The 18,602-nt window shown below is 59.2% G+C and carries 19 protein-coding genes; 9 read left to right on the top strand and 10 right to left on the bottom strand.

Features of this window, described 5'->3' with window-relative positions; all coding sequences use genetic code 11:
• Nucleotides 1-26: 26 nt before the first annotated feature.
• Nucleotides 27-1,166 carry an o-succinylbenzoate synthase gene (gene menC / locus MUN46_RS07620; RefSeq protein WP_243377631.1) on the top strand — a complete coding sequence of 380 codons (1,140 nt, stop codon included), beginning with the start codon at nt 27-29 and terminating at the stop codon, nt 1,164-1,166.
• The gene (locus tag MUN46_RS07615; protein ID WP_243377629.1) at nt 1,163-2,347 is read left to right on the top strand and encodes a M20 family metallopeptidase; all 1,185 of its coding nucleotides are present in this window, start codon (nt 1,163-1,165) and stop codon (nt 2,345-2,347) included. Before menC ends, MUN46_RS07615 begins: the two co-directional genes overlap by 4 nt.
• A gap of 81 nt (nt 2,348-2,428) precedes the next feature.
• Here the strand turns inward: MUN46_RS07615 and MUN46_RS07610 are convergent, their stop codons facing one another.
• On the bottom strand, nt 2,429-3,166 hold the full coding sequence (locus MUN46_RS07610) for a M48 family metalloprotease (protein WP_243377627.1): 738 nt from the start codon (nt 3,164-3,166) through the stop codon (nt 2,429-2,431).
• Between the two features lie 381 nt (nt 3,167-3,547).
• On the opposite strand from MUN46_RS07610, the gene MUN46_RS07605 reads away from it, so the two are divergent.
• Both MUN46_RS07605 and MUN46_RS07600 read left to right on the top strand, forming a co-directional pair.
• Nucleotides 3,548-4,645 carry a porin gene (locus tag MUN46_RS07605; protein WP_243377625.1) on the top strand — a complete coding sequence of 366 codons (1,098 nt, stop codon included), beginning with the start codon at nt 3,548-3,550 and terminating at the stop codon, nt 4,643-4,645.
• 281 nt (nt 4,646-4,926) lie between these two features.
• Nucleotides 4,927-5,136, top strand: a complete 210-nt coding sequence (locus MUN46_RS07600) for a TOBE domain-containing protein (RefSeq protein ID WP_243377623.1) — start codon at nt 4,927-4,929, stop codon at nt 5,134-5,136.
• 94 nt (nt 5,137-5,230) lie between these two features.
• Here the strand turns inward: MUN46_RS07600 and MUN46_RS07595 are convergent, their stop codons facing one another.
• Both MUN46_RS07595 and iadA read right to left on the bottom strand, forming a co-directional pair.
• Nucleotides 5,231-5,503 carry a type II toxin-antitoxin system RelB/DinJ family antitoxin gene (locus tag MUN46_RS07595; RefSeq protein WP_243377621.1) on the bottom strand — a complete coding sequence of 91 codons (273 nt, stop codon included), beginning with the start codon at nt 5,501-5,503 and terminating at the stop codon, nt 5,231-5,233.
• A gap of 3 nt (nt 5,504-5,506) precedes the next feature.
• Nucleotides 5,507-6,649: a beta-aspartyl-peptidase gene (iadA, locus tag MUN46_RS07590; protein WP_243377619.1), complete on the bottom strand. Its 1,143-nt coding sequence runs from the start codon at nt 6,647-6,649 to the stop codon at nt 5,507-5,509.
• A 121-nt stretch (nt 6,650-6,770) separates the two neighbouring features.
• Here iadA and MUN46_RS07585 point away from each other — a divergent pair, with 121 nt between their 5' ends.
• Entirely contained in the window at nt 6,771-7,997 is a 1,227-nt protein-coding gene (locus tag MUN46_RS07585) for a DNA-processing protein DprA (RefSeq protein ID WP_243377617.1), read from the top strand.
• A gap of 59 nt (nt 7,998-8,056) precedes the next feature.
• Here the strand turns inward: MUN46_RS07585 and MUN46_RS07580 are convergent, their stop codons facing one another.
• The gene (locus MUN46_RS07580; RefSeq protein WP_243377616.1) at nt 8,057-8,803 is read right to left on the bottom strand and encodes a class I SAM-dependent methyltransferase; all 747 of its coding nucleotides are present in this window, start codon (nt 8,801-8,803) and stop codon (nt 8,057-8,059) included.
• Between the two features lie 80 nt (nt 8,804-8,883).
• Here MUN46_RS07580 and MUN46_RS07575 point away from each other — a divergent pair, with 80 nt between their 5' ends.
• Nucleotides 8,884-9,366, top strand: a complete 483-nt coding sequence (locus MUN46_RS07575; protein ID WP_243377615.1) for a GNAT family N-acetyltransferase — start codon at nt 8,884-8,886, stop codon at nt 9,364-9,366.
• A 65-nt stretch (nt 9,367-9,431) separates the two neighbouring features.
• On the opposite strand, the gene MUN46_RS07570 is transcribed toward MUN46_RS07575, so the two are convergent.
• From MUN46_RS07570 to MUN46_RS07550, 5 genes are all read right to left on the bottom strand, one after another.
• Complete coding sequence (locus MUN46_RS07570; protein ID WP_243377613.1) at nt 9,432-10,211, bottom strand: peptidylprolyl isomerase; 780 nt, start codon at nt 10,209-10,211, stop codon at nt 9,432-9,434.
• Nucleotides 10,212-10,384: 173 nt separating this feature from the next.
• Nucleotides 10,385-11,164: a peptidyl-prolyl cis-trans isomerase gene (locus MUN46_RS07565; protein ID WP_243377612.1), complete on the bottom strand. Its 780-nt coding sequence runs from the start codon at nt 11,162-11,164 to the stop codon at nt 10,385-10,387.
• Nucleotides 11,165-12,015: 851 nt separating this feature from the next.
• Entirely contained in the window at nt 12,016-12,339 is a 324-nt protein-coding gene (locus MUN46_RS07560; protein WP_243377610.1) for a helix-turn-helix domain-containing protein, read from the bottom strand.
• Nucleotides 12,340-12,967: 628 nt separating this feature from the next.
• Complete coding sequence (locus MUN46_RS07555; RefSeq protein ID WP_243377608.1) at nt 12,968-13,234, bottom strand: hypothetical protein; 267 nt, start codon at nt 13,232-13,234, stop codon at nt 12,968-12,970.
• A gap of 15 nt (nt 13,235-13,249) precedes the next feature.
• A complete protein-coding gene (locus MUN46_RS07550; protein ID WP_243377607.1) occupies nt 13,250-14,008 on the bottom strand; it encodes a threonine aldolase family protein in 759 nt (252 codons plus the stop codon).
• 115 nt (nt 14,009-14,123) lie between these two features.
• On the opposite strand from MUN46_RS07550, the gene MUN46_RS07545 reads away from it, so the two are divergent.
• The gene (locus tag MUN46_RS07545) at nt 14,124-15,029 is read left to right on the top strand and encodes a LysR family transcriptional regulator (protein WP_243377605.1); all 906 of its coding nucleotides are present in this window, start codon (nt 14,124-14,126) and stop codon (nt 15,027-15,029) included.
• A 133-nt stretch (nt 15,030-15,162) separates the two neighbouring features.
• Nucleotides 15,163-15,840: a CpXC domain-containing protein gene (locus MUN46_RS07540; protein WP_243377603.1), complete on the top strand. Its 678-nt coding sequence runs from the start codon at nt 15,163-15,165 to the stop codon at nt 15,838-15,840.
• A 190-nt stretch (nt 15,841-16,030) separates the two neighbouring features.
• Here the strand turns inward: MUN46_RS07540 and MUN46_RS07535 are convergent, their stop codons facing one another.
• Nucleotides 16,031-17,134 (bottom strand): porin, encoded by a 1,104-nt coding sequence (locus MUN46_RS07535; RefSeq protein ID WP_285230629.1) that lies wholly within the window; start codon nt 17,132-17,134, stop codon nt 16,031-16,033.
• A gap of 147 nt (nt 17,135-17,281) precedes the next feature.
• Between MUN46_RS07535 and MUN46_RS07530 the strand changes: the two genes are divergently transcribed.
• Nucleotides 17,282-18,361: an IS110 family RNA-guided transposase gene (locus tag MUN46_RS07530; protein ID WP_285230588.1), complete on the top strand. Its 1,080-nt coding sequence runs from the start codon at nt 17,282-17,284 to the stop codon at nt 18,359-18,361.
• The last annotated feature ends 241 nt before the right edge of the window (nt 18,362-18,602 follow it).

Below are 18,602 nucleotides of genomic sequence, written 5' to 3'. Positions count from 1 at the left end.
GAAAAAAATTATTCGCAAGAGGCGGCATGAGAATCGATAAAGCGGTCATTCGGCAGATGAAGCTCGTATTCAAGACAGGCTTTCGGACGAGCTTCGGCAACAGCGTGGTGAAGGACTTCCTGCTCGTGGAGCTCACGGACAATGAGGGCCGGACGGGCTGGGGCGAATGCTCGGCTTTCATGCGCCCCTGGTACAACGAGGAGACCACGGTGGGGGCCCGGTACGTGATCGGCGAGTTCCTGCTGACGGCGCTCCTGCGAGCCGAAGAGGTGGAAAGCCCGGAGGCGTTTTACGACGAGACGTCCTGGATCCGCCGCAACCGCATGGCGCGCTCCGCGGTCGACTGCGCGCTCTGGGACCTCTGGAGCCGCGAAAAGGGGATCCCGGAATGGAAAGCGCTCGGAGGCGTCCGCAGTGAAATCGAGTCGGGGGTGTCGCTGGGCATTGAGCCTACGCCCGCGCAGCTGCTCCGCAAAATCGAAAAGTACCGGGCCGAGGGCTACAGGCGCGTCAAGTGCAAGATCAAGCCCGGCTTTGACATCGCCTATCTCGAGGCCGTGCGGCGCGAGTTCGGGGACATCGTCCTTATGGCGGACGCCAATTCCGCCTACACGCTGAAGGATCTGGATCTTTTCCGCAGAATGGACGAGCTCGGGCTTCTCATGATCGAGCAGCCTCTCGCCAGCGACGACATTGTGGATCACGCGAAGCTGCAGTCCGCGATCAGGACTCCGGTCTGCCTGGACGAAAGCGTCGATTCGACGGAGACGGCAAGAAGGGCGATCGAACTCGGCAGCTGCCGGATCATCAACATCAAGGTCGCCCGGGTCGGGGGGCTCACCGAGGCCCGCCGCCTGCAGGCGCTCTCGGCGGAGCACGGGGTGGGGTGCTGGTGCGGAGGCATGGTCGACGCCGGTGTCGCCCGCGGGCACAACATTGCCGCGGCGACGCTCCCGAACTACATCTATCCGAACGACATCCCGTCTTCCGACCGCTATTACGCCGAGGACATCGTCACGCCTTCCACCTTCATCGACCGGAATGCGAAGATTCAGGTCCCGCAGCGCCCGGGCACGGGTTTCGAGCCCGCCTGGGACGTCATCGAACGCCACACCGTGCGGACCTGGGAGTTTACCCGGGAAAGCGTCAGGGAGAGCGCCTCATGAAAGCGGGAGAGGAAGGTGCCATGACGCCGCCGGTGAATCTGCGGCAGGTGTCCGCGGCGCTTGCCGCTGAAAGGCAGCCGATGATGGACGCCTGGCAGGATCTGGTGAACCGTGACTGCGGGTCCCGAAACAAAGCCGGCGTGGATGCCTGCGGTCGGCGCGTGCAGGCCTTTCTCGAGGCGCTGGGCTTTCGAGTGCGCTTTTATGAATATGAAAAGGCCGGGAACTTCCTTGTCGCCGAGCGCGGGGATACGTCAAAGCCCTTTGTCGCGCTGCTGGGGCACCTCGACACCGTATTTCCGGAGGGCGAGGCCGCGTCCCGGCCCTTCACGGTCCGGGACGGGCGGGTGACGGGCCCCGGGGCCCTCGACATGAAAGGCGGCGTCACGGTGATGCTCTACGCCCTCAAGGCGCTTGTCGAGGCGGGCTGGAACCGCCTGCCCGTGAAAGTCCTGCTGCCGGGCGATGAAGAGGTCGGACACGGCAGCTCAGGCGCGGCGGAAGACCTGGTGCGTGAGGCGAAGGGAGCGCTCTGCGGCTTCAACCTGGAGACCAGCTATCCGGACAACTCCGTGGTGGTCGAGAGGAAAGGGGCGGCCTTTTTCCGGCTAGAGGTGAAAGGCATCGGAGCCCACGCGGGCAACAACCCGCAGGACGGGCGGAGCGCCATTGTCGAGCTCGCCTCGAAGATTCTTAAAATCAGCGCGCTCACCGACTGGGAAAAGGGCACGACGCTGAACCCCGGGGTGATCAGCGGAGGAACCGCCGCCAACGCGATCGCTGAGAAGGCCTGGTGCGTCATAGACGTGCGCTATCGGACCGAGGCTGAATTCGAAAGGGTGGAGAGGGCCCTGCGCGGCATCGCCTCCGGCAGCCTGGTGCCGGACACCCGTGCTTCGCTCACCCAAACCTGCAGGCTCGCCGCAATGGAGCGGACGGCCGGGTCGGAAGCCCTTTTTGAAAAGATCAACGCCATCGCGCAGCGCCACGGATTTCCGGCGCTGCGGGCGAAGGCCGTGGGCGGGGGATCGGACTCCGCCTATCTCGTGAAGGCCGGCGTTCCAGTGGTCTGCGCCCTGGGAGTGAAGGGGGAGTTCAATCACACGGTGAGGGAGTACGCGCTTGAAAGCTCGCTGCTCGAGCGCGCGCGGCTCCTCGCGGCCATTCTCTGCGAAATCTAGCGGGAGCAGTTTGAAGCGCGATCGGCCCCGGGCCGGAGCGGCCGGGGCCGGTGCTCTCCGAAGCGAGGCTCCAGCAGGACCTTACTTGATGCCTGAAGCCTTCACGCGGTCCTCTACGTTTTTGATGCGGTCGGCCGTGTCCGGATGGTCGCCGAACATCTTTTGAAGCATGGTCGAGCCCTGACCCTCGGTCGAGATCTTTCTCAGGGCCGAGGCCATGGCAAGGGCCTTCTGCCTGCCGTTCTTCTCGTGAAGAAGAAGGTCGACGCTGTAGTTGTCCGCTTCAGTCTCAAGCCTCTGGGAGTACTGGGCGCTGATCGCGGAGTAGGTCACGCGCTCAAGAAGGTCGCTGCCCGTGCCGCCGCCCAGCCCCAGGGCCGAGCCGATGGCGTTGGCGGCCGACATGCCCAGGGCGACTCCATTATTGGTCCGGTACTGCTGCACGCTGTGTCTGAGCGCGACGTGCCCGATCTCGTGCCCCAGAACCGCCCGCACCTCATCGTTGTTGAGCCGGTCCAGCAGGGCGGAGTAGACCCTCACGCAGCCGTTGGGCATCGCGAAGGCGTTCATGTCCTTGGTCTGGTAGACCTTGTAGTTGAGGGTCTGCCCGTTCACCACCTCAGGCAGCCCCTGGCGGATCACCCGCATGCGGGCGTCGTAGCGCGTTGTGATCTGACTTTTGGCGTCAAGCTTCTGGCAGCTCTGCGCCGCCGAGGCGATGATGTCCTGCTCGGAACCCAAAGACTCCATGCTGCCGCAGCCCGAGAGAGTCAGGGGAAGCGCTGCAGCGGCGATTAAAAAAGCGGTTTTGACAGACATAAAGGCTCCAGTAATGCGTTTTTTGCACTGAAATTCTACTCAGGCCAGCGCTTTCGGACAGACGCGGCGCTCCCTGACTGCTTCGTCTTTTCCCGCCTGCCGCCGCGGCCGACGGAGATTGAGCCTAAAGCTCTAGGACTAAAGTTGCATAAAAGCAACAGTTTCTGAATTTTAATTTTTGATGTTCTTGTTTAGTTTGTTTTATCTATCCATTTGATTATAAGTAATCAATTTAATTTTGTTAATCCTGAGCCGCGCTTTTTGGGAAAATTAGACAAACTAAGACCTTAGTATTAGTAGCATAATGGGCTCCGGGATCTTTGCCGTCAGGAGGAGAACCACCTGGAGGCCACCCCGAACATTCTAAGGAACAGCTAGAAAATGAAAAAGACTCTTGTCACAGCCGCGTTTCTTGGCACGCTGACGTTCTCTGCCTTTGCAGCTCCAACCATCACTCTTTACGGCAGCCTCGACGACGGCCTCGTCTACAGGCACACGGATTATGACCGCAAGGGAGTGGACTCGGTCGACACGATTTCTATGGAATCCGGCTGGAACACCGCGGCGCGCTGGGGCGTACGGGGCGAGGAAAAGCTTGGCGGCGTGACGCTGGGCTACAAGCTCGAGTCCGGCTTTTCGAGCGACACCGGCGTTTCGGCCCAGGGCGGCAGGCTCTTTGGCCGTGAAGCCCTGATCAGCCTGAAGAGCAACTACGGCACGGTGTATTTCGGACGCCTTGGCGGCGTGATGTCGGATTATCCGACGCTGGGCCAGCTCGGCCGGACCACGCCCTTCGGGACGGCCTTTTCTGACCTAGGCGGTCACGGCTCCACCGGTTCGGCCTGGGCGCGCTATGACAATGCGATTGCTTACGCGAGCCCGGTTTTTGCAGGCTTTAACCTGGATGCGATGTATTCCTTTAAGTCTGATTCCGTCACCAACAAGTCGAGCCGCGAGGGCAGCAGCGAATCTGACCGCTATGCCGCAGTCACGCTGGGCTACAAAAACGGCGGCCTCGATCTTTTGCTCGCTGCCGATTACACCATGTACGGCAATTCAGCTTCATACGCCGCCACGCATGACGTTGATAACGGATGGTCCGTCATTTTCGGCGGCAGCTACGACTTTGGGTCCGCGCGCATCTATGCCAAGGGCACCTATTTCGACAACCAGACCCAGGCGCTGGACACGTTCGACATCCTGCCCGTTGCGATAAAGGGCTGGGGCGCCTCGGTCGGCGCGAGGGTTCCGGCCTTCGGCGGGGCGTTTGGAGCGGAAGTGGGATACCGCGACGCAAAGGATGTGGACGATTCCAACCAGAAGTACAAGCGCTGGAATGCTTCGCTCCGCTATGACTACCCGTTCAGCAAGCGCACGAGCGTTTACGCGGCGGGCGGCTATGTTCAGGAAAAGGACAAGGCCGCAGGCGAAACCCCGAACGCGGTGCTCGTGGGCGGCGGCCTGATTCACAAGTTCTGATAACCCGCTGTTCCCCGGGGATTATCCCGCCCCGGGGAGCGGTCCGGCTTCATGCCTGATTCTGGGAAAACCGGGTTCAAAATCTCTCTCAGTGCAGAGCGTTATTCCAAAAATGGAACAACGTTTTCAAATATTTAGCTTAGTTAAAGGACTTTTTGCCAATTTGCGGGCCCTGAATAAACTACTGCCTTGTCAACGGGATTTCTAGGCATTATGCAGTAGTCCTGTTCAATCAATTTTTTTAAGAGTCCCTGTCCGGGATGTCTGATTTGGAGAAAAAAATGAAACTTTCCGCTCGCAACTGCATCAAGGGCAAGATTATTTCCATGAAGGAAGGCCCGGTTTCCACCGAAGTCACCCTCGAGACCGAGGCCGGTGAGAAAATCGTTTCCTCCATCACCACGACTTCCGCCAAGAACCTTGGCCTGGAGGAAGGCAAGACCGCTTACGCCGTCATCAAGGCCTCCTCCGTGATGGTCGCCGTCGACTAACGGCTAGAATCTTTCAGAAGCCTGTCAGAAAGCATACAGCCCCGCCGCTTTCGGGAGAATGCGGCGGGGTTTCGCGTCCAGGCCGCCCGGACACTTAATCCTTTTTCCGGAGCGAGGACAGGATGGAGGCGGCGGAACGGGTAAGCGTTGTAGAGTTTTCAGGGTCTGAGTCGGACAGTTTCGCCTTATCTTCCCCTTCCGAGACTAGGGCTCCGATGTCGAGCGGCAGCGAGCCCTTGGAAACCATTTTTTCCAGAAAAGAGTTCACTGCGGCGTCGAGCGTCAGGCCGCATTGAGACAGTAAGGCTTCAGCTTTTTCCTTGAGGTCTTTGTCAATGTTGACGGTGAAGGGAAGTTTTTCGGCCATGTCTTATTCCTCAAAAGTGCCTTTTACAACGACTTTGCCACTGCGCATCATGACGCGGCCCTTGGAGACCACTTCCTGCAGCTCCCAGGAGTCATTGAAGAGGCAGGCATTGGCGCAGGCGCCTTCTTCAATCCGTCCCTGATCCTTGAGGCCCAGGGCGTTCGCAACGTTGGTCGTATTGAAAATCAAGGCCTTTTCAACCGGCACGCTGTGGTTGGCGATCAGGTCGCGGATGGTGTCCAGCAGCCCGCCGACGCCGCCCGTGGTGAGGCCCACCATTTCTCCCTTTTCATTGAAGCGCGGCATCGAGCCATGGCCGTCGGTCGACATGGTGATGTGCGTGGGGTCGACACCCGAGTCAATGGCCTCGAGGATGTCATTGGCCGTGCTTCCATTGCAGGAGAAGCCGGCTGTGTAGTCAACATAGCCGCCTTTTTTCGCGAACTTAAGCGAGCTCTCATAGATGTCGCGCTTTCTCGAGCAGTGGGTCGGGCGGATGTGCTGAATCGGGAAGCCGCCTTCCTGGAACTTGATGAACATTTCGAAGATGCCGGGAATGTCGCCCATGTGGACGTGCAGCACGCCGCCTTTGCCGGTGATCATGCCGGTGAGCCGGATGTCGGCGAGCAGGTGCAGCACCTCATCGGGCCGCGGGAAGGAGGAGCGGTGGTCGCCCAGTGCGATCTTGACGCCCAGGCATTCCGGCACGAGGAACATGTCCTTCGCAACGCTCTGGGACATGGAGGTGCAGGGGAAGCGGTAATTGCTCGTGTACATCCAGGCGCTCACTCCCTCGATGGCGAGCGCGCGAACCTTGGCGAGCAGATTTTCGATGGAGCGGGAGATGAAGTCCGTGCCGCACACGCCGACAATCGAGGTCGTGCCCACGGCGATCAGCTCCGAGAGGTTGAGCTCGGGGCAGCGGGAGACAAAGCCGCCTTCGCCGCCTCCGCCGTTCACGTGGATATGCTGGTCGAAGAAGCCGGGCGTGAGAATCTTTCCGGAAGCATCGATCTCTTCAAGGTTCGGCAGAGACACGGACAGGTCCCGGCCAACGGCGAGGATCCGGCCTCCGGCCATCAGCACATCGGCCTTTCCGAGATCAGCCGGGGCGTAAACATGAGCATTGCGGATAATGAGCGCCATAAAGAATCTCCAGTGAACAACAAACGCGGTCGTGTGAATTCTAGCGGGATGAAGCAGAACTGATCATTCGGCCTTGCCTTAAACTAACCCTAAATTCACCGCTATCAATTGTTCCGAAACCATGTCATCCCTGAACGGAAGCCTTACCCCGAACTCCCAGGCCATTCTTGCGTTAACGGCGGCGTTTCCCGATGACCGGGGCTCCCCCTCGGGGGAGGAGCCGCTTTCGGCGGAAGAGTACGGGCTGCTCGCAGGCCGGCTTCAGGTCATGGAGGCAAGTCCTGCCGACTTTCTCGGCCGCCGGGCCGCGCAGCTCTTCAGGGACTGTTCGGATCTGTTTTCCGAGGAGCGCCTGAAGGCCCTTTCAAAGCGTGCGTCCGGGGTTGAGGCGGCGCTGCGGGTCTGGAGCAGCAAGGGCATCTGGGTGCTTACGCGCTCCGACAAGGCCTATCCGAGGCTTCTGAAGGCTCACCTGAGGGAAGACGCGCCGCCCGCGATCTGGGGAGGCGGCAGCATCGACATCGTCCGGGGCGGCGGGTTTGCCGTGGCGGGAAAGGCCTCCAGAGATCCTTCCGGAGAGAAGCAGGGGCTGAAGCACGGGGAGCTCGCGGCCTGCTCGGACATCACCGTGATCTCGGCCGGAAAAGTCGGAGCCGAAGCGGCTGCCATGAGAAGCGCCCTGAAGAACAGGGGGCTCGCCTGCCAGGTGCCGGCGAAGGCTCTCGACAACTACGACTCGAACCCGTCCTGGAAAAAACTGCTCGATTCCGGGCGGCTCGCCATCGTCTCTCCCTATCCGCCGGAAACGCCGGATGAGGACATATCGGAGCAGGACATCGAGCGGACCGCCATGGCTCTCGGCGACTGCGCGCTGCTCGTCAACGCCGACAGTGAAAAGGACAGCGCCTGGCTTGCTGCCGAAGAGCTTCTCGGAAAATACGAAGACATGCGTCTTTTTTACTGGGATTCCCAGGCTCCGAATCCGGCTCTGGCTGAATTGATCGACATGGACATGCAGCCCATTCCCGAATTCTGCGGCGTCGTCGACTTCCACAACTTTGTCAAAGGCCCGCCGCCGGCACCGGCAGCCCCGGCTGCACACAAGCCCGGACAATATGAGGAAGTGCCTCCGGAGCCCGGCGCGAACCCTCCGGCGGAAATCACCGACCCGGTTCTCCTTTTGAAACTGGACGCGCTCCGGCGGGAGGTTGCGGAGCTGGCTGCGACCGAAGGCATGACGGGAGGCGCAGTTTTAAAGACCGTCATCTCGGAGCTCATTGCCGAAGGCCGCATTGACCCGGTCATTGGGGTGATCATCGAGAAAGTTGGATACTCCCAGACCCGGTAAGCGGCCGGATCTGGCGGCCGCTTGGAAACGGCCACTTTTTTCCAGCCGCAGGGGAGCGTTCAATCAGCGGGCTTTTCCGCGATGACTCCGAAGAGCGGCGTTTCGCCGTAGAGCAGCTTTTCTTTATCCGACCACAGCCGGTCGATGAGGCCGGGCAGCGCGCGGACCCGGGCGAACCCGAGGCGCGGCAGCGTGTCCAGATCCCAGGCCGGCCGGACTTTGGAGGAAAGAGGAAGGGATCTGAGGTCGAGCGATAGGGTGAGCGGCCCTCCGTCAAAGGTGCTCCCGTACTGCCGCACGCAGGCTTCTTCCCTCGCCTTGCACCATGCGGCGAGTGTCGGATCGAAGAGCGGGAGATTCCAGTTGGCGTCGAAGACCAGAAGCCTGCCGCCGGGCTTCAGAAATTCCAGGCATTTCCTGTAAACCAATTCGGGCCTTGAAAGCGTCCAGGTCACATTGCGGCTCACGATGACATCAAAAGCCGAGTCCGGAAAGGAAGCCGCTTCTATGTCTGTCTGGATGAACGCAGCAGGGCGCTTTTGTCCCCGGAAGAGCCTCCGGGCTTTTTCAAGCATACCGGCGGAGCAGTCGATCCCGGTCACCTCAAGCCCCAGCTCGCTCAGAAGAAGAGAAAAGAACCCCGGCCCGCAGCCGAAGTCCAGGGCTGTGCGGGCGGACGCCGGCAGAAGTTCAGACAAAAGCCTCTTCCAGGCGAGGCTCTGCCACCCCTCCAGCTCAGCGCGGACCACTTTCTCGTAGTTGTCGGAGTCTTCCGTCCAGTAGCGGGCCATCAATGACTGATCCATGTTCTGCAGCTCCGCGCTGATTTCAGCGCACCTGTGATATTCTCCCCAGTCGTTTCTGAAATTCGCGGATAGAAATTCTGATGTTAATTCGCAAGGCTTCGGTTGAGGACGCTGCCATTATCGCCGATACGGAATCGGCCTGCTTTCTGCCTTCGGAGGCTGCGAGCAGGCAGGAATTTGAAGAAAGGCTCAGGCACTACGCTGACCACTTCTGGCTGCTGTTTGAAGGGGGCGTCCTGGTGAGTTTCGTCGACGGCATGGTCACGGACACCCCGGACCTTGAGGACCGGATGTATCACGATGCGGGCCTGCACAATCCCAAAGGCGCCTGGCAGATGATTTTCGGAGTCGCGACCCGTCCGGAATACCGCAGGCACGGCTATGCGGGCACACTGATCCGCCGCTGCATTGAGGACGCGAAGAAAGAAGGGCGGAAGGGCGTTGTCCTCACCTGCCGCGACTTCCGAGTGCCTTACTACGCCAAGTTCGGCTTCAAGGACGAAGGGCTGTCGGAGTCGTCCCACGGCGGCTTCAAATGGCACCAGATGCGCGTGACTTTTTAAAGAGATAAAACAAAACCCCGCCTCTGAGAAAGACGCGGGGTTTCGGATAAAGCGCGGAATCTGAGTTATTTGATTTCGGCTTTCTTCACGAGGTCCGCAATGTGGCGGCTGGCCTTCTGGCCTTCCAGCGCAGAGCGGATTTCGGGCTTTGCCTTATCCAGGCTGGGGAAGGGCTTGGCCTTTCGGGTGCCCTTGTTCTGAATCACCTCGAAGCCCGCAGGCCCCGTGACGACCAGGGTCTGGCTGCCCTTGATCTGGCTCAGCTTTTCAACCATCTGGGGCGGAAGGCTGCCTGAATTGATCCATCCCATGTCGCCGCCGTTTCTCGAGACGGTGGGATCAAGGGAAACCGAGCGGGCCACCTTGGAGAAGGCCTCGCCCTTGCTGATGCGCCCGGCCGCCTTGTTCGCATCGTCCTGGGTCTTGACCGCGATGTGGTTGAGCCGGTACTCGGTCGAGCCGTAATGAGACTTCTGCTGATCGTAGGCCGCCTTGATTTCTTCGTTGGTGACCGGATTTTTCTTCAGGTAGGACGCGATGTAGGCGTCAGACAGAATCTGTTCCCGGGCGCTTTCAAGCGCTGCTGTGACCTGGGGCTGTTTGTCGACACCGGTCTTTTTGGCTTCGGAGCTGAGAACCCGGCGGGCGATCAGATTGCGCTTGACCGCATCCTCAAGCTGTGGGCTGCGCTTCTGGCCATGGGCAACCGCGTTTTTAATCAGCTGTTCCTGTTCGGCTGCCGTTACACGGACGCCGTTCACAGTGAAATCCTTGACCGCGGCGCTGGCGGTTCCGCAGGCAGCCGCAACAGCGATGATCGCTGGCACAAGCAGGTTGAAATTCATCACAGACCCTTTACAAATCAAAGTAGCTCAAAGGAGTGAGGATTCTAACTCTTTGAAGCCTGAAATAAACGCCGGGGCTGTGCCCAAAAACAAAACTGTCCCCGGAAGTTCTGACACTGTCCGGGGACGGCACGGGTCAGCGGCGTATCGCTGACTTTATTAAAAGCAGGCGGTTACTTCACGACAGCCTTGTCCGCGATGCTCTTAATGTACTCATTGGCCTTCATGCGGGCGGCCGTGCGCATGTACTGATTCTTCACCTTGTCGAATTCAGGGAACTGGGCAGGGCGGGTCGCAAGGACCTGGAAGACATCAAAGCCGCCGGGAATCGCGATTGGCGCGCTCACAGTCTTGCCGGCCTTGACCGAGGCAATCTGGCTGCCGACGGAAGGAAACACGGTGACGGGAGAATGCCAGCCGATGTCGCCGCCGCGGGCCTTGGAGCCCTGATCCAGGGTGACTTCAGAGGCCACCTTGTCAAAAGCCTCGCCGGTCTTGACGCGGTCAAGAGCCTTCTGGGCTTCAGCCTGGGTACGCGTCGTGAAATGACGAAGGTGGTATTCCGTCGGGCCGTAGGCGGCCTTGTCGTGGTCGTAGAGCTTCCGAGCATCGGCCTCAGTGGGGGGATTGGCCTGCAGATGCTTGTTGATGAAAGCCTCTGTAATGATGTTGGTGCGGGCGTTGTTGATCGCAGCCTGAACCTGCTGATCCTTGTCCACGCCGGATTTAATCGCAGCCTGCTGCAGAGCGATCTGCGTCACGAGATCGCGCTTCACGGTTTCCTCGAGCCTCGCATCGCGTTTTGCCCCCTGCTGCACGAGCCGCTGGAGAATGGCTTCCTGCTGAGCGGCCGTCACCGCAACGCCATTGACCGAAAAATCCTTGACAGCAGCCTGAGCAGAAGCCGCGGCCAGAACAGCGGCAGCCGCAGCGGCAAAAGTCTTTACTTTCATTGTTCGTCCTTAAAGAGCCGCACGCAGGCGGTCAGAACCAAAAGATTCAGTGGATTGTAAGCCGTTGAAACTTGAAAAGGGAAGAGCGGGGCGCACTTGAAACTGTCACCAATTGTCAGCCAGGGCCTGCGGCAAAAGCGCCGGGAAAAAAGAACATGGAAAAATTATTTAAATAAATATTTAATATAAATAATATGTTATGGTGTTTATTTAAACTGATTCTTTCATTTGAAATTTCATTCCTTTGAATCACTGATTTAAATTGCGAAACCAAGTCTTAGCAAGAATGAGGGAAAACAGAACAGCCACATTTATTCATTTTTAAAATTCTATCTTATTTTTACATTTTATTCTGAAGAGAACTTTTGCCTGAAAAACACAAGACCAAACTAAAAAAATCCGAGGTGCCCAGGGGCCGAATTTGAGAATGCAGTGAAATCCCGGCTTAAAGACAAAGAATCAAAGGACACAAAGCCGACAGTTTACTCGTGCTTTGCACGAGTAATTTCTATAAAAACATCCTCCTCACTGAAAGCTTCAGGCGGAAGAATTACAGCTGAAAATGAAAAAAGATAGAATTAATGCAAATTTAAAACGTAAGTTTAAATATGAATGAGGCTTAGCATCAAAATAAAACGCTTCAAAACTTCCGGCCTTGAGAGGATCATCACTCAAAGACTTTAAAAGCGCCTCTGAAAAGAAGGGCTCCACCGCCGCGAAATTCAACATAACTAATCTTATGTTGACTAAAGAGCGGTGATATTCCGGCTCGAATGTCACGAAAATGCCCGGATTCAGGGCTTCTTCAGCAGTTTCCCGTCGGAATACAAGCAGAGTTATGCACGTCCGCTTTACTCATCATTTCGGGACTCAAGCGACTCGCGGAATCTGCCCGGCGTCTCGCCGAAAATCTGGTCAAAGACGGAAATGAAGGCGGGCGTCGTTTTGTACCCGCCCAGCGACGCGACCTCTTCACCGCTGCGCCCCTCGGAAAGATAAGTAAGCGTCGGGAGGAACCGGATATGCTGCCTCCATACCTTGAAGCTGCAGCCCGTCTCTTGGAGAACCTGCCTCAAAAGCGACCTTTCGCGCATCCCGCACCTTTGGGCCCAGTCGGAATTTTTCAAGCCGTAGAACGCGGGATCCGTGCACTCGTAAGCGAGCTTCCGAAGCACCGGGTCATCCGGCAGAGAAGCAAATCCCCTGGGGAGCCGCTTTGCAGCCTGAAGCTCCTCTATATGACCGCAATGGCGAGCCGCTCCCGGTGCGAGCCCTTTTGGATTTCGCTGTGAGAGGAAAGTTTGGTCAGTCGGAAGGGAGCGCCGGTCAGCCTGCTTCGCGGCCGCAGCAAAACCGCGGGTTCACCGGCCTTTGCCCGCGGCGATTCATGAACCGAAGGCCGCGGGAGCCGCCGCCCGGTCCGGCGGCAGGGCGATGAGCGCGCCTCAACTGTGGGCCTGCGCCGTATCGGGAAAGGCTCTGCGATTTCAGGATCCGTTTGAGTGTTTCTGAGTTTTCAGCGGCGGGAGGTCGGCTTCATTTCTGCAGCCCGAGGGGAAGACCGCAATGATGGAAGGCGCTCTGGGCAGCGCCTCCCGGGCCCTCTTTTTGTACGTGCGTTCGGCGCTGACGAACCGGGCCGGAGCTTTTGCCCAAAGCGATGAAGAGAGGCCGGGCGAAGTGAACGGGCGGCCGCCGGCTTTTCTCCCGAGAGCAGAGCGGCCTGGGTCCACCCAGGCCGCTCTCTTTAAAATTTTTTTATTTCAAAATCTTATAGCAATCTTTTTTTAAGCCGCCCCTCAGTCAAAATGCATTGAGAATGGCCTTCAGCCTCTCAATGTCTTCGGCCGTGGTCGACCAGCTGGTTGCAAAGCGGACGAGCGAGCGGTCTTTCCCACTCTTCTCCCAGAAGCTGAATTCGACCTGCTCCGACAGGCGTTTGATGGTCTCGTCAGGCAGCACAATGAAGACCTGGTTGGTCGGAGACCCGAATTCCGGCTCCCAGCCTTTCTGCCGGAAAATCTTTCGAAGCTCATCGGCCGCCGACAGCGCGTTCTGCGCGATTTTCACATAAAGCCCGTCGGTCTAAAGCACGTCGAACTGGATTCCGATGAGCCGCCCCTTGGCCAGAAGCGCCCCGTGCTGCTTCATCAGCGTGAAAAATCCGGGCGCGGCGTCGGGTTCCGGAAACACGACAGCCTCTCCGAGCAGCGCGCCGCACTTCGTCCCGCCGATGTAAAAGGCGTCGCACAGCCTTGCGAGGTCTGAAATGGCGACATCGTTTTCGGGAGAGGCCAGGCCGTAGGCGAGTCTCGCTCCGTCGACATAGAGCTTCAGGCGCCAGCGGCTGCAGGCCTCGCGGATCTCTTCGAGCTCCTTGAGCGAATAAAGCGTCCCGTACTCTGTGGGCTGCGAGAGATAAACCAGGCCCGGCATGACCATGTGGTCATGGTTCCCGTCCTCATAGAAGCACCTGCAGTAGGCGTCGATCTGAGCGGCGGAAATCTTCCCGTTCCTCTGCGGCAGCGGCAGCACCTTATGGCGGGTGAATTCGATCGCACCGGCCTCATGCACGCTGACGTGTCCGCTGTCGGCCGATATCACGCCCTGATAGGACGGCAGGTGCGCGTCGATCACCGTCGCGTTGGTCTGCGTTCCGCCGACAAGGAAGTAAACGGCCGCCTTCGGGCACTTCGCAGCCTCGCGGATTTTCCTCCTCGCCGACTCGCTGAACTCGTCGCAGCCGTAGCCCGCGGTGTTCCAAAGGTTGGTTTCATTGAGGCGCGCCATGACGGCGGGATGGGCCCCGGCCATATAGTCAGACGCAAAGGAAAGCTTGTTCATGGATGAGTCTCCCGTAATTCTTTTCTTTAGCTGCAGACAACTATAGGTGCATCCTTCTCATAAATCAAAGAACAAACTATCATATAAACCATAACGTATAGTTATGGGATAAGACATGCCTTCCACCAGCCAGTGCGAAGCTTTTCTCGCCGCGGTCGACCGCGGCAGCATCACGGCGGCTGCGGCGAGCCTCGGCTGCTCCCAGCCCGGCGTGACCAAACTTATCCGATCGCTCGAAAAAGAGCTGGGGTTCAGCCTCCTCTACCGGACGCCCCACGGCGTGCAGCCCACGGAAAACGGCAAAGAGCTCACTCCTCTTTTCAGAAACATCATCAGGGCGCAGAGAAATGCCGAGGAAGCCTGCGATGAGATCAACGGCCTTGTCCGGGGCAGCCTCACGATCGGAAGCTATTTCAGCGTTTCCGCCGCCGTCCTCCCCCAGGTGCTGCAGGGCTTCAGCAGCCTTTACCCGGCCGTCCGGATCAGGCTTCGCGAAGGAACCAACAAAGAGCTGGGGAAGTGGCTGATGGAGCGCTCCGTCGACTGCTGCTTCGCGGCGAGGCCCGGAAGCGCCGTCGTCTGCGACTGGATCCCTGTTCTCAGGGACGAGCTGTGCGCCTGGCTGCCGGCCGGGCACCCGCTCGCGGGCAGGAAGACCTTTCCCCTGCAGGCCCTGGAGCGGGCTCCCTTCATCATCACGAGGCCCAATGAGGACACAGACATCGACCGCTTGCTCGAGCGCCATCACATCAGGCCCGACATCCGCTTTTCCACGACGGACGCCTACTCCACCTACCGGATGGTGGAGGCCGGGCTCGGAATCAGCTTCAACCAAAGCCTCATCAATGCCAGGTGGCGCGGCGGCGTCGCGGTCCTTCCGTTTGATCCCCCGCAGTGCGTGGAGCTGGGCCTGTCCCTCCCGGAACTGAGCAACGCCTCCCCGGTGACCCGGAAATTCATCAGCTACACAAGGCGCTTCGTGAAGGAGCACAGCAGCGAGTTCTCTGCGGCGGCAGGCTGAGGGCCGGGCATTGACAAAAAGCGCCAAAGGAACGGAAACTACACACCCGGGCTTTCCCAGACTTTTCTTCGCCCGGCGCGGGAGCGATCCCGCGCCGGGCTGACGGACCAAATATAAAAAGAGAGACTTCGCCATGCCGGAAACATCCGTTCACACCATCGCCTGCCCGAAATGCGGGGAAAAGATGGAGGTCACCCTCTGGGATTCCGTGAATTCAGAGCTCAATCCCGAAGCGGCTGAGAAAATCGCCGACGGCTCCCTTTTCAGTTGCGTCTGCAGCAAATGCGGGCACACCTTCTCCCTCTTCTATCCCATGGTCTACACCGACGCGGCCACAAGCACCTTTGTGCAGCTCACCTCCGATGTGGACGCGAGCATCGAGCAGTACGCGCATCTCACCGCAAAGCTGCCCCTGCGCCCGGGGCACTTCCGCTGCACCGCGGACCCCGTGCGCTTCCGTGAAAAAGTCCTGATCCTGCGGGCGGGGCTCGACGACCGCGCGGTGGAGATCGTGAAGTGCGTCGCGTTTCTCAGCCTGCACGAGCGGACCCCCGGGATGAAGCGGATCTGCTTTGTCCATCCCCGCAGCGGTGACGATTACCTCGAAATCCTGGGCGAGCGGGAGACGGTCGGAAAAGCGCCGTTCGATGCCGGCACTTACCGCAGGGTCCTGGAAGACCTTGAGGCCCACTATCCCGATTTTGCCGGCAACAGCCAGGCCGTCATTGACGAAAACTGGGCATTCAACGCCATGAAAATCCTGATGGAAGCCCGCGCCGGGCGCGGAGAAAGCCGCCCGGAAGGAGCCTGAGGCCCGCGCGGCCTGCGCTAGGGGCGCGCCTGCGGTCTCCCGCCTCCAGGCGGGCAAAAAATCCCCCCTCTTCCGCCGGGAAGAGGCGCTGCCGCCGGTTTCCCGCAAAAAAGGGATAGGGGGAGAATGGACCTTGGGCGGCCGGAGAGATAGAGCCGCCTTCAGGTCCGCGAGGCTGCGCTTCGTTTTATTAGAAGCTGTGGTTCACGCCAAGCACCGCCTGGAACTCGTTGGGCGTGTAATCGCCCGAGGAGGACTTCACCTTTTCCTGCGCGTAGCCCGCGCTCACGTAAACGAAGGTGCGCTTGGAGAAGGGATACTCATAGGCGCCGCCGACATTGAAGCGCTTGAATTTATTCGAGCTGTCGTTGACGTCCTTGGCCGAGCGGTAGCCCACCGCGGCCTTGAAGCTGCCGCCGAAGGCCGGGATCTTCGCGCTCAGCTCCGCGCCCCAGCCCTCAAGCGGCATGGAGCTCGGAATGACGCTGAAGGTATCGAGCTCATCGAGCACGTTGTCGAAGTAGGTGGCCTTGGCGAAAAGCTGAACCGGCCCGAAGTTGTAGTTGCCGCCCAGCAGAATGTTGTAGCCGTCGTCCACCCCGGGGTTCACCGCGTTGCTGTACATCGTGTAGTCGCCGGCCAGCACGAGGCCGAAATTAGCGCCCGTGTACTGCAGCGCGCCGGCCGCGTAGCGCTTGGCGTTGCCGCTGTTCTCGCGCGTCGTGGCGTCCGCCTTCTGGTCCGCCTTGAAGGAGTACATGACGCCCGCGCGGAAGCCGTTCAGCGTGGGCGACATATAGGCGAGCGTATTGTCGTAGCGCCCGTAGGACAGGCCGGTCGAACCGCCCTGCCTCACGCCTTCGACGAGGCCGTTGCCGAAGGCCGAGTCCACCGGATAGAGCATCTGGATGGAGCCTAGGTCGCCGGCGATCGTGGCGAGGCGCCCCGCGTAGAGCGTGCCGTAGCTGCCGGAGACATGGATCTGAGCCTCGCGTCCGAAGAGCCTTCCGGACTGCCAGGCCGTTCCGTCATCGCTGCCGATGCCGGACTCAAGGACGAAGCCCACGTTGACGTTGCCGATTTTCTCCGTTCCGCGAAGACCCCAGCGCGAGCCAAGGTTATAGCCCGATTCCATGCTCACGGTGTCGGTGGAGTCCGTGCCATTGTCCATGTCCCGGTGCGTGTAGAGGATGCTGGTGTCGATTTTCCCGTACAGCGTCACGGTCGGGACGGCCAGGACGGAGGCCGAGAAAAGGCTGAGAAGAGAAGCTGCAAGAAGCGTTTTTAATGAGATTGTCAGCCCCCTACAGCGGGGCCTTACTCGCGGTGACCATCTATCATGAAAACTGTAGCTGAAAACAAAAAGAGCGCCCTTGCTTCTCAGAACACAACCCCGCCCGGGGTTATAACTGAGGTATCCAAAACCAAGGAGCGCTCCGCCATGAATTCTACCCTCTCAAACAATCCCGCTGTTGTCATCGGCATCGACCTTGCCAAAACTCACGGTGATGTTGTTGGTTTTGACAAAGATCGGAAGATAGCCCTGAAGCTGCCCCGCATTTCGAAGGAAAAGCTGCTGGAAAGGCTTGCGAACATGCCCCGGGCCTCCGTTCTGATGGAGGCCTGCGGCGGAAGCCACTGCTTCGTCCGCAAGGTGAAAGCGCTGGGGCACGACGGACGCCTCCTGAACCCCGGGGATGTGAAGCGCATACGGTGCGGGCATCAGAAGAACAACATGCTTGATGCCGCCTACATCGCCTGGGCCTGGTACATTCCGGGCATCAGCTTTGTGGCCCCGAAAACCCTGGCGCAGCAGGATCTCCAGTCCCTGCAGCGCATCTATCAGGGCTACATGAAGACCCGCATAGAATTCGGAAACCGAATTCACGCCCTGCTGCTCGAATATGGTTTAAGCAGTCCTCAAACCAGCCGGTTCATAGCCGAACACCTGCCGGAGTTCATAGAGACGCATACGAAAGATCTGACGCCTTTGGCCGAGGAAGCCCTCCTGATGCTGCGGGACTCCTGGCTCGAGGCCTCTGAATGGGAGAAAAAGGCCGGACAGAAGTATGACGAACTCGTGCGTGCAAACGAGGACTCGAAGCGTCTGATGACAATTCCGGGCATTGGCCCCAAATGCGCCGGCGCTCTCCTCACGCACTGCGGGGAAGCCTCCCGCTTCCGCGACAGCCGGCAGTTTGCGGCGTCTCTCGGCCTTGTGCCCCGCCAGAACTCGACCGGAGACAGGGACACCCTGGGCCACATTACGAAGAGAGGGCCGAAACACCCCAGATCCATGTTAGTTCAGGGGGCCGCGGCTTTGATGATCATGGCTGACAGGCTCGAGGGAACTCTTGGCGAATGGGTCCGGAAGATCAAGGCGTCCGGAAAGAAATACGGCGTCAAGGTCTGCGCCATCGCGGCAAAGCTCGCCCGCATCGCCTGGAGAATACTCTGTGAGAAAGGCATGGAATACAGGCCTCAGCCTATCAAAGCCGGCAGATCGAGGGCTGCGGCTTAAGTCGGAGAGCAGCTAAGAATATTTTCTCAGGACCACGAAGGCCAATGTTGTAGTGACGATCCGGCTCAAGGCGGCGGGAAAACGCAGGAAAATGCAATAGTTCAAGTCTATGAAACTGCGTTTTTTATAGTGCGCTCCCGCCGCACCCGAATATCACTAGGCGGCGAGGAAGAGAAAACCTTCCTCATGACGACCGCGGACGTATTGCTGTGAAGCCTCCTCATCACACGAAGAGCTGGCG

Source organism: Mesosutterella faecium (genome assembly GCF_022809315.2).
GTDB lineage: Bacteria > Pseudomonadota > Gammaproteobacteria > Burkholderiales > Burkholderiaceae_F > Mesosutterella > Mesosutterella faecium.
This window is presented reverse-complemented; position numbering and strand designations above follow the sequence as displayed.